The 12695-nt window shown below is 47.6% G+C and carries 13 protein-coding genes; 11 read left to right on the top strand and 2 right to left on the bottom strand.

Annotated features, from left to right (window positions below):
- The first annotated feature begins 76 nt into the window (after positions 1 to 76).
- From CEF13_RS28150 to CEF13_RS28120, 7 genes are all read left to right on the top strand, one after another.
- On the top strand, positions 77 to 745 hold the full coding sequence (locus tag CEF13_RS28150; protein WP_102716072.1) for a hypothetical protein: 669 nt from the start codon (positions 77 to 79) through the stop codon (positions 743 to 745).
- 144 nt (positions 746 to 889) lie between these two features.
- Complete coding sequence (locus CEF13_RS28145; RefSeq protein ID WP_102716071.1) at positions 890 to 2458, top strand: M23 family metallopeptidase; 1569 nt, start codon at positions 890 to 892, stop codon at positions 2456 to 2458.
- 251 nt (positions 2459 to 2709) lie between these two features.
- The gene (yycF, locus tag CEF13_RS28140; protein WP_102716070.1) at positions 2710 to 3474 is read left to right on the top strand and encodes a response regulator YycF; all 765 of its coding nucleotides are present in this window, start codon (positions 2710 to 2712) and stop codon (positions 3472 to 3474) included.
- Positions 3471 to 5321 carry a cell wall metabolism sensor histidine kinase WalK gene (gene walK / locus CEF13_RS28135; protein WP_102716069.1) on the top strand — a complete coding sequence of 617 codons (1851 nt, stop codon included), beginning with the start codon at positions 3471 to 3473 and terminating at the stop codon, positions 5319 to 5321. The genes yycF and walK overlap by 4 nt, the downstream gene beginning before the upstream one ends.
- Positions 5318 to 6724, top strand: a complete 1407-nt coding sequence (locus tag CEF13_RS28130; protein ID WP_102716068.1) for a YycH family regulatory protein — start codon at positions 5318 to 5320, stop codon at positions 6722 to 6724. The genes walK and CEF13_RS28130 overlap by 4 nt, the downstream gene beginning before the upstream one ends.
- Positions 6725 to 6770: 46 nt before the next feature.
- Positions 6771 to 7526 carry a two-component system regulatory protein YycI gene (yycI, locus tag CEF13_RS28125; RefSeq protein ID WP_102716067.1) on the top strand — a complete coding sequence of 252 codons (756 nt, stop codon included), beginning with the start codon at positions 6771 to 6773 and terminating at the stop codon, positions 7524 to 7526.
- A gap of 33 nt (positions 7527 to 7559) precedes the next feature.
- Positions 7560 to 8366 carry an MBL fold metallo-hydrolase gene (locus tag CEF13_RS28120; protein ID WP_102716066.1) on the top strand — a complete coding sequence of 269 codons (807 nt, stop codon included), beginning with the start codon at positions 7560 to 7562 and terminating at the stop codon, positions 8364 to 8366.
- On the opposite strand, the gene CEF13_RS28115 is transcribed toward CEF13_RS28120, so the two are convergent.
- Entirely contained in the window at positions 8335 to 8556 is a 222-nt protein-coding gene (locus CEF13_RS28115; protein ID WP_102716065.1) for a hypothetical protein, read from the bottom strand. The two genes, CEF13_RS28120 and CEF13_RS28115, sit on opposite strands and share 32 nt — an antisense overlap.
- A 164-nt stretch (positions 8557 to 8720) precedes the next feature.
- Between CEF13_RS28115 and CEF13_RS28110 the strand changes: the two genes are divergently transcribed.
- The 3 genes from CEF13_RS28110 (at position 8721) to rlmH (ending at position 11292) form a co-directional block, all read left to right on the top strand.
- Positions 8721 to 10103, top strand: coding sequence for a S1C family serine protease (locus tag CEF13_RS28110; protein WP_102716064.1), 1383 nt, complete (start codon positions 8721 to 8723; stop codon positions 10101 to 10103).
- Between the two features lie 332 nt (positions 10104 to 10435).
- Entirely contained in the window at positions 10436 to 10603 is a 168-nt protein-coding gene (locus CEF13_RS28105) for a CxxH/CxxC protein (RefSeq protein WP_102716063.1), read from the top strand.
- A 209-nt stretch (positions 10604 to 10812) separates the two neighbouring features.
- Positions 10813 to 11292 (top strand): 23S rRNA (pseudouridine(1915)-N(3))-methyltransferase RlmH, encoded by a 480-nt coding sequence (rlmH, locus tag CEF13_RS28100; protein WP_102716062.1) that lies wholly within the window; start codon positions 10813 to 10815, stop codon positions 11290 to 11292.
- Positions 11293 to 11580: 288 nt separating this feature from the next.
- Here the strand turns inward: rlmH and CEF13_RS28095 are convergent, their stop codons facing one another.
- Entirely contained in the window at positions 11581 to 12135 is a 555-nt protein-coding gene (locus CEF13_RS28095; RefSeq protein WP_146022767.1) for a hypothetical protein, read from the bottom strand.
- A gap of 256 nt (positions 12136 to 12391) precedes the next feature.
- On the opposite strand from CEF13_RS28095, the gene CEF13_RS28090 reads away from it, so the two are divergent.
- Complete coding sequence (locus CEF13_RS28090) at positions 12392 to 12679, top strand: alpha/beta-type small acid-soluble spore protein (RefSeq protein WP_424991989.1); 288 nt, start codon at positions 12392 to 12394, stop codon at positions 12677 to 12679.
- The last annotated feature ends 16 nt before the right edge of the window (positions 12680 to 12695 follow it).

Here is a 12695-nt window from a genome sequence, read left to right as displayed (position 1 = left end):
ACTGGTATATAACAGATTATGGAAACGAAGGCTGATAGATATTTATTAGCTGCTGGACGAAGGGTGAGGTGCAAGCATGCTGAGAAAGATCGGATGGTTGGGAAAGCTGGTAGCTGCAGGGCTGATTTTGAGTTTTTTGTCCATATGGACAACGGGATATATTGTGACAAGTTATGTAGAAACGATTCTAAAGCAGTTCAATCTGCCAATTGAGGTGCCTCCGATGGCCATGGCAGGCGTCTGGGGCAAGCTGTGGGGATCAGATCCGCTTCTCATAACCGATACGGCTAACAAGAAGGAAAATACTCCCTCAAAAGGGGGAACGGCTGAGACAGACGCACAAGTGGATGAAAATGGCGATCCGCCGGTAGCAGTAGATGCATTCGGCGATATGTCTGATCCGCCTTTGACGGATATGGGCATTGGCGGCGGAACGCAGGCGAATGGCGGCGCTGCGACAGGTGGGACAGAGGTTCAAGAAGGAATGACGCCGGGCGATGATACGGAAACGACGATGACAACCGAGGATTTGACAATCGCGAAGCAGCAGATGACAAATGACGATAAAGAACAATTATTCGCTTTATTAATAAGCAAATTACCGCAGGAATCGTGGCAAATGATTTCTCAATACGTAGAAGATGGCCTTACAGAGAAAGAACTTACAACGATTCAGCAAATAATGGCACAGCATCTCGACAAGACCGAATATGCACAAATGATGGAGATTCTGAAAAAATATTAATATTTTGAACGTTGTGTAAAGGTTGCCCGAGTTGTTAGGGGTATGATAAAGTATTAGGCGAGCGATCCGAACGGGATCATTCGCCTTTTTTTCATGTTGGAATCTAGAAAAATAGTGGCAATTGCGCGCGAAAAGGAGACAATCATGACCGTTTTCAGGGACCAAGGTCGGATAAAGAAAGTATGGAATCAAGCGATTCAGTACTTTAGACATGACCGATCGCAACACTTGGATGGCAAGACACAGCAACAATCCGTTAGCGACAAGACATCTGCGTCATTTTGGCGGAAGAAGTCGGTTCAGTTGACGGGCGGGGCGCTCGTACTCCTCACAGTAGCCGGATTTAGCGGCATCCAATATGTTCAAGCACACACAGTCGAGTATTATAACGTATATATAGATGGAACAGTCGTTGGAACCGTAGATAATCCAGATGCAGTCGAGCAGTTAGTTCTATTAGAAGCAGAAGAAGTGCAGCAAGCTAATCCAGATATCAACATGATACTGGATACCGGCAACATTACATATGAAGTCGACAGTGCATACAAAGCAGCACCTCAAACAGAGGAAACGTTAAAGAAGCTGGAAGGATTATTCACTTCTCACGCCGTTGGCGTCGAGGTGAAGGTTGACGGCAAAGTAATTGGCATCGTGAAGGATGAACAGACAGCAGATGAGATTTTGACAAGAGTGCAAAGCAAATTTGCACCAAAGCTGGCGGCTGCGAAGCAGAGTGCCAAAGAAGTTAGAGCGCTGGCTTATAATCCTAATGAGGCTGCCAAAACAGCGGACAAGCCTGTGTCCAAAACACCAGGCCGCGAAGTAACGGAAGTCGAATTTATGGAGACGGTTCTAACTGAAACGATTGATACCGATCCATCGGAAATTATGGAAGCAGAAGCGATTTATAAATTACTCGTTCAAGGCAGTATTCAACCAACCAAATACACGGTAGTAGCTGGCGATTGTGTCGGCTGTATTGCCCAGAAATTCAATATTTCACCGCAGGTTATTTATGAGAACAATACGTGGATTAAAGATGACAAGCTGACGGTTGGCGATGTACTTGATCTCACTGTGCTTCAGCCGGAGCTTACCGTAAAAACGGTTGAAAATTTAGTGGAGATTGAGACGATTGAGCCGCCAGTTGAAATTAAAAAAAGTGAAAATATGCGTGCCGGCGAGTCCAAAACAATCTCAGAAGGCAAAGCTGGCTCTAAGCGAATGACGTACAAAATCGTGAAGCAGAACGGTTATGTGGTTTCCGAAGAGCTGTTAACGAAAGAAGTTATTGAAGAAGCACAGCCGAAGATCGTTATGCGCGGCACGAAGGTTGTCTTAGGTGAAGGCTCCGGCCGTTTCGCTATGCCAGTAACCAATTCTAGACTGACTAGCAAGTTCGGGCAACGTTGGGGCCGTAATCATAACGGCATCGACCTTACAGGCGACAAGAATATACATGCTGCCGATAACGGCGTCGTTGAGTTTGTAGGTAAAAAACCGGGCTTAGGCAATGCCATTATTATTGATCATAAGAATGGCTATAAAACCGTGTATGGCCACCTTAGCTCCTTCGGAGTCAAGAAAGGTGCAGTTGTCGAAAAGGGCGATAAAATAGCCATTATGGGCAGCACAGGCAATTCGACAGGCGTTCATTTGCATTTCGAGGTTCACAAGAACGGTGTTTTACAAAATCCGCTAAAGTACTTATAAAACTTATACCCATAAATATGCAGAAAGAATCATGAAAGCTTCGGCTTAGTGATTCTTTTTTTTGTGCTGTAGTCCTATGACGGAGTGCTTGCAAAACTCTTGCTGCCATGAGGGAAGATTCATTGTGAAGGAAGGGATAACGTGTGTTAAAATAGAAGAGATGTAAGAAGGTGATGGCAATAGATAGACATACAATAGTAGAAATGCATGAAAAGAGATTTTAAAAGGACAAGCGACGGGCGGGTGTAACGATGCACGGAAAAATATTAGTGGTCGATGACGAACAGCCGATAGCAGATATCATAAAGTTTAATTTGGAGAAGGAAGGGCATCAGGTCATATGCGCCTTCGATGGCGGCGAAGCGGTAAGGCTGGCATTCGAGGAGAAGCCGGACCTGATTCTGCTGGATTTAATGCTGCCTGTTAAGGATGGCATGGATGTATGCCGCGAGGTGCGTACAAAGCTGCATATGCCCATTATTATGCTTACGGCTAAAGATACGGAAATCGATAAAGTGCTGGGACTGGAGCTTGGCGCGGACGATTATGTGACCAAGCCGTTCAGTACGCGGGAATTATTGGCGCGAGTAAAGGCGCATCTACGGAGACAGCAGAAGCCGGCGGAATTAGAAGCGGGAATTAGCGGCGATGCTAACAGCAATGGAGCTTCAGACAGCCCTTCGGAGCAGCAGGGCTTCAAGCTGTTTAATCTGTTCGTTGATACGGATATGTATGTGGTCTATAAGGACGGCGAGCCGCTTGATCTTACGCATCGCGAATATGAGCTTGTCTATTACATGGCTCGCAACAGCGGCAAGGTGATGACACGCGAGCATTTGCTGCAAGCGGTATGGGGGTTTGAGTACTTCGGCGATGTACGGACAGTTGATGTAACCATCCGCAGATTGCGAGAGAAAATCGAGGATGATCCGAGCCGTCCCGAATATATTATGACTCGGCGCGGACTCGGTTATATGATGCGTAATTCCAAGTCCGGGGGCTTCGGTCCAGGATGAAAGGCAAAAGCTTTTTCCGTACAATCCAAGTAAAGCTCGTCATTATTTACTTGCTGCTCATTCTGGTTGCGATGCAGCTGATCGGCGTCTATTTCATCAGTACGGTCAAAAATTCGTTAATATCCAGCTTCACGAACAACCTGAAGGAGCAAGCGGATATTTTATCCAAATTTGCTGCTCCGAGCCTTGCGGCCAAGCCGGATACGGAAAGCGACTCGCCAGAGAGCACGACAGAGGATCTAAGCCTAGTCGTACGCAACTTATTCAGTATAAGCGGCGCCGAGGTACAAGTGCTGGATTCCAACGGCAGGCTGGTCGCCACCTCGCTTCAAGGCCATCAGTCTGATATCGGAAGCAAGAAAAATAAATCGCTTGCGGTCAGCCGGGCGCTGCAGAACATTCCCGATAATGAAGAAGAAATTATAGATGAAGACAATATTCGAAAGAAAATGATTGCTCAGCCGGTAACCTTGAATGATAAAGTGGTCGGTGCTGTATATGTCGTTGCTTCTATGAACGATCTTTATGAGACCGTAAATAGGGTGAATCAAATCTTCTTCTCGGGTACGCTGATTGCGCTTGGCTTAACCGGTGTGCTTGGTATTCTGCTGGCGCACACGATTACGAATCCGATTCAAGGCCTTACCCGGCAAGCGGAGGCAGTTGCTGAAGGTAAATTCGACCTAAAGGTGCCTGTGCTTGGCGATGATGAGATCGGCAGGCTTAGTATGGCGTTTAATGATATGACGATACGGCTGAAGGAAGCTCTCTCCGTCAATGAGGAAGAAAACGAGAAGCTGGCTTCCATCCTCTCGAATATGAGTGACGGTGTTGTTGCCGCGGACGAGCATGGCAAAATCATCATTTGGAATAGACGCGCGCTGGAGCTGCTTGAGATTCCGAACTGCGAGGGCTATGAACTATCCGAGCTATTCGAGCTCTCGGAGCAGAAGCTGCTTGAGCTGCAGCAAGGTCGCGGTCAGACGCTGCTTATCGAGCACAACTTCGATGAGCAGGAGATAGGCGACAGCAACGAGGGCATGCTGAGAGCGACATTCACGCCGATCCATCGACGTGACAAAGGCATTACGGGGACGATTGCCGTGCTTCAGGATGTAACCGAACAAGAAAAGCTGGAGCAATCAAGGCGTCAATTCGTTGCGAATGTGTCGCATGAGCTGCGCACGCCGCTCACGACGATTAAGAGCTATGCGGAAGCGCTCAATGACGGTGCGCTTGAGGAGCGGGAGCTTTCTGAAAGGTTCGTCGGCGTTATTCGTAATGAGACCGAACGAATGATAAGACTCGTTACGGACCTGCTGCATCTGTCGCGGCTTGATTCCAATCAAGCGCCGCTTCGCAGAAGACAGACCAATATACATGACATGCTGGATGAGGTGGCAGACCGCTTCTCATTCCAGCTTCGACAGAAATCGATCAAAGCATCCGTTCTAGTGGATCGAGGCTTGGAATCCGCGTGGCTCGATCGCGACCAAATTGACCAGGTGCTTGATAATTTATTTTCCAATGCCATCAAGTATACGCTGGATGGCGGCAAGATTGAGCTGCTGGCTAAGAAGTCGGGCGATTCGTCAGCGCTTGCAATTAGCGTCAAGGATACCGGTATTGGTATTCCAAAAAAGGATTTGAATCGCATATTTGACCGTTTCTATCGCGTAGATAAGGCGCGCTCACGAAATATGGGAGGAACGGGACTCGGTCTCTCCATTGCCCGGGAAATTGTTAAAGCGCATAGCGGTACGATCTCCCTTCATTCTGAGCTCAACGAGGGAACAACGGTCACGTTCACTCTTCCGTTGCTGCAAGAGGGGGGAGATCTGGCATGAGAGAGAGATTGAAGACCACAACGCTCATTGTTCTTGTCGTGCTCAGCTTATTGCAGAGCTACTTGCTTGCTTACAGCATGCCAGGACTTGGCGCAACGGTCAGGAGTGATCAGGATTATGTCAATGCGGAACCAATGGGATCAGCGAAGAGCGTAGAGAGTGTTATATTCCCGGAGGAGCTTATTATCCATATGGGCAATAACCAGCATACGGTCATTTATCCGGGTACGCAGTTCTATGAGATTATTCTGAACCAGCGCATACAAGGCAGGGAGTTCAAAGGCTTCCAGCGAAGTCCCGCCAATATGCTCAATTGGGACGAGGTCAGGAAGAATGATATCGGTATCGAGCTGCGCTTCGACAAAGGCATTCCAGTGGAACTGCTCCAAAAGCTATTAAAGGTGGAAGGCGATCTGCTCTTCTTGAATGAGACCATTGATCGGATATGGATTTTCAAAACAACCGGCACCGAGGAGATTCGTACGTTCTTCTTCAGTGCGGATGGCCAAATGGTCTATGAATCGGTACGAGCGGACTTAACCGTGCGCGATGTGCAGGATTACGTGGGCTTCGGGCAGTTCCAGCCGAAGTACACGATGATGGGCGATGAATTATATATTCCGATCGATCCGATTCAATCGACCGAAATCGTATTTCCTTACGAAATTTACTCACCTGAATTAATGCAGCGCGGCCTGTTCTTTGATCCAAGCACATCAAGGGCATTCGAGGATCGGAGCGGCTCGCTTATATTCACAGACGGCAAACGAGGCTTGCAGGTAGAGCAGAATGGCATGTGGATCAGCTATACCGACCCTGCCGCGCCACAAAGCTTAGAAAATTTGCTGAGCGACAATGTATATGCTTCCGTCGATTTCGTTAACAATCATGGCGGCTGGGACGGCGTTCACCGCTTCGTAAACGCGGAGTCCGGCAGCGAAGGCAAGTATATTAAATTCAAACAATATGTGGAGCAGTATCCTGTTATTGCAGCAGCGCCATTCCGTTATGGCTATATGCGGCTTACGCTGCAGCAGGGAGTTGTGACTGAATATGCGCGGTCCATGATCACGCTTGCCGAGCAATCGGAATCACGGCAAGTAAGATGGCTGCCGGGCGGCGAGGCGTTGCTGGAGAAGCTGAGAAATTACTCAAGGCGCAGCGAAGTGACAGCTTTATTCCCGGCGCTGCAGGCATTGCCGATAGACGATAAGCGGCTGCAATTTCTGCCTGTATGGGCTGTCCGTCTTACGGATGGCACAGAGGAAATGCTGCTTGAGCCTTACCCAGTCGGTTATGAGCCCCCACCGCCAGTTGAGGACGAGCCGAGTAAAGAAAATGATGCAGCGGGAGCGCCGGATAGTGACAAGGCTGCCGTTGGAAAGCTTGAAAATGAAGGTTAAATGACGAAGGATAAGTGTAATAAGATAGGGGCGGAGGTGAGGGCGAGTGGATTGGGGACGAGCGAAAAATGTGCTTATTATTTCATTTCTGCTGCTTAATATACTGCTTGGATATCAGCTGTGGCTTGATATTCGAGAACAACTGCATGTCAATGTCAATACGGCGGAATTGCCGCAGGATAAGATCCTGCTGATGCAGCAGAAGCATATTTCACTGGAAGCCAATCTGCCGCTTGAAACACCAAAGCTCGGCGATTTAAACTATTTGCTCCAGTCGGATTCTCGTGATAATGTTGAGCCCGTCATGCTGGAGACACCGGTCGACAGTAAGGTTATATACTCGCGTTCCGAATTAAAGAAAACTCTTGGAAGCCGAATACCAGACCTCGACCAGTATGTATTTGATTTGAAGAACAGCAGCGTTGATGTATTTTCTTTGAATCGTGTGGTTGATGGCCATCCGATGTTCGATGTGAAGCTGGAGCTTAGTATTAGCAATCAGAAAATAACAGCCTTTCAGCAGGATCGAATTGAGCTGCTTGGAATTGGCGAGGAGAAGCAGGTTCTCCCAGCCGTTAAGGTTGTGGGCAGCTTAATTGAAACCTATTTGCCCGATGGTGCGGTAATTACCGATATACAGCTTGGCTATCACGGACAAATTTTTGATTCCGAGAAGCAGGTAGCGGCACCATCTTGGCGTGTATTACTAGAGAACGCTCCGCCGTTTTATGTCCACGCGATTAGCGGGGAAGTGTCAACAGATGAAGTGAAAGCAGAAACGGCAGCAAACGGTTTACATTAGCGGGAGCGTGAGAAGGGACAGGACAGAGTAGCTATGGGATTGCGATTTACGGTGTTGGGAAGCGGATCGACAGGCAATGCGACGATTGTGCAGGGTAATGAGAAGACAGTGCTAGTCGATGCAGGAATGAGTGCGAAGAAGCTGGATGAGCTGATGCGTGAACGCGGAATTGCGGGCCATCAATTGGACGCGCTGGTCGTCACGCATGAGCATTCGGATCATATTAAAGGCTTGGGTGCTTTTGCAAGGAAATATGAGCTGCCGATCTATGCGAATGAGGCGACGTGGGCTGCCATGGAGCGGCATGTCGGTACAATTGCCGCAGAGAAGCGGGTTTTTATGGAGACAGGAGAAGAGATCGCCTTCGGTACGATGTTGGTGCAATCTTATCCGATCTCACACGATGCGGCGGAGCCGGTAGGCTATTGCTTTATTGAGAACGGCGAGAAGCTGAGTCTAGCAACCGATCTTGGATATGTAAGCGAAAAAGTGAAAAAGCATATTATAGATTCTGATGTGCTTGTACTAGAATCAAATCACGATACGGAAATGCTGCGCATGGGCCGTTATCCTTGGAATACGAAAAGGCGTATACTTAGTGATGTCGGCCATTTATCCAATGTGGCAGCGGGCGAAGCTTTGCTTGAGCTTATGACGGATCGAACAAAACGTGTCTATTTGGCTCATCTTAGCCTTGATCATAACTTAATGGATTTAGCCATGCTTACCGTGAATACTATATTAGAGGACAACGGAATATTTTATAAGAAGGATGAAAATCCGCTGCGTGCAACGTATCACGACAGACCTACCCCATGGGATGAAGTGAAGCGGAAATAAGCGACTCAAGCTGCGCATCAAGCGCATCGGCTTTGGCGCTGAGTTCTTCTCTTGTAATGATGCCTTTGTCTATGAACAATTCTAGCATTGCACTTAATGTGAGAACGGTACGGTAGTGATCATCCTTCAAATCTGCTAGCTTGGCAGCAAGCTGCACATGCTCCCAAGCGACAGGCGTTTTGGCTTTCATTACGGCATCTCTCCTTAGACAGTAACGGGCTTGGACTATTCCTATCGCAAATCCGTCTTCTGTAATTTTTTGAATCTATTATTATTTTAGTCCAATCTTCCGAAAACATTCCTAGATTGAAAAAAATAGTCTTGATGCTTTAGGCATCGAGAGGGGCGATCGTAATGAGCTTATTCGACGACGATTTTTATTCCACTAAAGTATCCAAGCGTACTTCGCGTGAGAGTAAGAAAAAAGACCTTTCTTTTCCATATAGAAGCGGTAGGCAAAAATGGTCTACTGTCCGTATTGCATTCGTATCATCCTTCACTAGCGCAGTAGCAGCAACGCTGCTGTTCGGTGTGTTCTTTGGCGGAGGAAGCGGGCTTAGTCTTGGAAGGTCATCCTTCCCAGTATCAGGCGCCTTTCAAACCGTTGATCCGCTTGAGCGTCCTATACAAGCCTCTGCAAAAGTAAGGCCAGCCGTCGTAAGCGTCATTAACGAGCAAATGTTTAAGCTTGGTTTGGGTAATGGCAAGAAACCCAAGAAGGATGAGGGAAATACTATTCTGCGTGAAGCAGGCATTGGATCAGGCGTTATTATTAGCAAGAAGAACGGAAAAGCAATCATTATAACGAATTATCATGTTATCGATCAAGCACAGTCAGTGAAAGTTGTGTTAATGAATGGCGAGAAGCGGGAAGCCCGCATTGTCGGCAAGGATCTAATGACAGATTTAGCTGTGTTGGAGATTGATTCTAAGGGTATTGACGTCGTTGCAGAGATTGGTGATTCATCTACACTGCGCCCAGCCGAGTATATAATCGCAATAGGGAATCCGCTCGGACTTGGAGAGTCCGTAACGACGGGCAGCGTTAGCAAGACGAAGCAAATTGTGCCCGTTTCATTAAACCAAGATGGTGATTACGATTGGGAGCAGGAAGTCATTCAAATTGATGCTTCCATTAACCAAGGCAACAGCGGTGGACCGTTGATCGATCTGAACGGACGTGTTGTCGGAATCAACAGCATGAAGATCGCTGACTTTGGCGTAGAGGGGATAGGCTTCGCTATTCCGATCAATCTGGCTATGCCGATCGTGGAGAGTCTAATTAAGGATGGATATGTGGCTCGTCCATTCCTCGGTGTGACAACAATGGATTTGGAGCAATACTGGAACCAGCAATCATTGAGTGATGCATTCGGCAATCCTAGTGACGGCATTGTGCTTCCAGAAGAGAATGACGATGCTTCTGCCGAGAGGGATGAAGCGGACAGTGATGCTAAAGGCAGTGACGAAGAGGCCCCGCCGGGGCTGATGCTGCCTGATGAGGTATATAATGGCGTCATTGTACTGGAAGCAGTCGGACCTGCTAAGGATGCGGGGCTTGTGTTCAATGATGTGATCGTGAAGCTGGATAAACAGCCGATAGGCAGCACCATGGAGCTTCGCAAGTATTTGTACACGAAGAAGAAAATTGGCGACGAGATTGAGGTTTCATTTTACCGAGATGGGCAATTAAAGGTAACGAAATTCAAGCTAGGCGTGAAGGATAAGGAAGAATAGTTAGTTAGGGATGGGCACCGCAGTATGCAGATGGGAAACCGTCTGTGTGCTGCGGTTTTTTCTGTTGGGCGGCGAGAGAGTTTGGGGTAGGGCAAGGATTGACTAGGGGGAGATAAGGGAACGGGATTCGGCTTGATATATGGGGGTTAATTCTCTTTGCTTCACCATCCCCTTAGCTCAGGAATGATCCATTCGTGCAAATAAAAAAGAGTGAGATTGGAATACGCTGGACAGGTGCCTAATTGCTGACTTCACATGGGAAGGCATTTTCTGATATGCTGTGTGTATAAAAGTAGGACGACAATCAACTAGGGATAGGAAGCGTGTAGACGATGTATTGTGTATGTAAAGAGCATATTGAAAAGGCGTTAGACCGATTTGTAGATGAATATGAGGATGCACCGGATGTTGTCGATTTGAAGGAGACACAATTCGCGGATTGGGATCCGCCACGCAAATGCGATTTCTGCGAAGAGCCGGCCACTTATTTGGTGGTTTAGGGAAGAGCGAATGAACGCGAGCGACACTGGGATCAAGATGAAGACCGAGACACGTACCGAGGCCGAGATGAAGACTAACGGAGCTATGGGGATATGCAGGAAATTGGATAGTAGAAAATGAGACAATATTCATGACTATAATGGATTTTTTCATAAATAAACCTGTGTGACATTACGGTTTGACAATATAGAAGGATGTGTAAGGCATCGTGCATATACAGATAGCGGCTGTAGGCAAGCTGAAGGAAAAGTATTTGGTTATGGGCATTGCGGAGTATGCCAAGCGGTTAGGCCCTTACGTGAAGCTCACGCTCACGGAAGTGGCCGATGAGAAGGCTCCGGAGACGATGAGTCCGGCGGAGGAAGCGATTGTGCGCGAGCGAGAGGGCGAGAGGCTTCTAGCGCAGCTGAAGCCGGAAGCGCATGTTGTCGCGCTCGCGCTGGAGGGCGAGCTCTGGTCCAGCGAAGATCTCGCGGACCAGCTCGATAAGTTAGCCACGTATGGGCGCAGCCACGTGGCTTTTGTTATTGGCGGGAGCACGGGTCTGGCTCCCGCTGTTCTGAAGCGCGCCCAGCAGAAGCTGAGCTTTGGGCGCATGACCTTGCCGCACCAGCTTATGCGGCTGGTGCTGGTGGAGCAGATTTATCGAGCGGTGAAGATAAATCGGGGGGAACCTTACCATAAGTGACGGCGAAAAATTGGGGTATAGGTGCGGGTTAAAGAGAGTTGTTGGACTAGTGTAGAGTGCTAAGATATGTTTATCCCTCTAGAGATGGATTCTAGGGGGATTTTTGTGCGACTTGATACGACAATGTCTTCCGATGAGCACGCTGAAGTTCGGTAAAACTTGACTAGATCGTTACACAGTATTTATATGTTTCGGAGGTTGAATAAGGACATCTTCAATATGCTCGAAATACCGCCAGGGAACGGGTTTGATTCCCTGACGGTACTTCTTATCCGCTAAAAACCTTCTTCATTTTGCGATAAACCGGAACGTTTTGACGGCTTTTGGAACGTTGTCGTTCACCATACGCTTTATTAGTCGAATCTGCTTGCCGTATTTTTGATAATCAAAGTCGTTACCGGTTTTATCGAGAAACTCGCTAGGAAGCTCTTCCGGCGTCAAATAGGCAAAAGTGTTCCCATTGCGGCTGGCAAGCACCACGTAAGGAGAATCTTTGTAGCCTTTTTTGCGCCATTGTTGCAAGGTCATCCGGAAGACGTATATACCGAGAACCTCTTGATATACTTTCCCTTTGTACTTAAAGCGGAAAAGTATGGCATGTTGCGCATCTCCAGGATGATTTGTCCTTTTTACGACGATATAAGGTTTCCACCATCTCGGAAGTTTAAGCGAGAAACTGTATTTCGGGTCGACGTACGTCCAGAAACGATCGACGATAACCACCTCCTCAAACATAATCAAGGCCGGACGATTATCATCAGGATATTCACTTTTCTTTGCTAGTGATTGTGCGTTTGTAGAGAGCTTCAACATTGATCTCAAAATTGATGAAAAACAGTTCATCTCCATGGCCTTCAAATTCGATAACTAATCGCTGTATAGATGATATGGTGAACCTTATCATAAGTAGGGCGAAATTTTTTACAGGCAGATTGTCTAGTTCCCCGCGGCGGATGACCTCCAAGATAATCTCCTCTAAGATATTTCATATAGATTCCATCAGTTTATCAACTGATCGATAGTCCCGCATTGAAGTGGAAGAGGGATGAAATTTTGTACTTCCGGGCATGTTAGGGATAAAACATCGAGGGAGTGTTGCATGATGGCAAGAAGAAGGAGAAAATATGCTGTACCAGGGGTCGAACAGAGCATGCAAGCGTTCAAAGCTGATGTAATGAAACGCGAAGGCTATGCCGTGAATCCGAATCAACCGGATGACGTAAAATACGAAGTGGCGAAGGAGCTTGGAGTGCCTTTGCACCCGGGAAACAATGGTCATTTAACTACGGAATCAGTGGGCCATGTCGGTGGCAAAATTGGCGGTTCCATGGTTCGGGAAATGATCCGTCTCGCCCAAGAGCAAATAGCGAATAGAGAGCAGTCCTGAAAAATTCAGAGATCAG

The sequence above is a fragment of the Paenibacillus castaneae genome, from assembly GCF_002884445.1.
Classification (GTDB): Bacteria; Bacillota; Bacilli; order Paenibacillales; family Paenibacillaceae; genus Pristimantibacillus; species Pristimantibacillus castaneae.
This window is presented reverse-complemented; position numbering and strand designations above follow the sequence as displayed.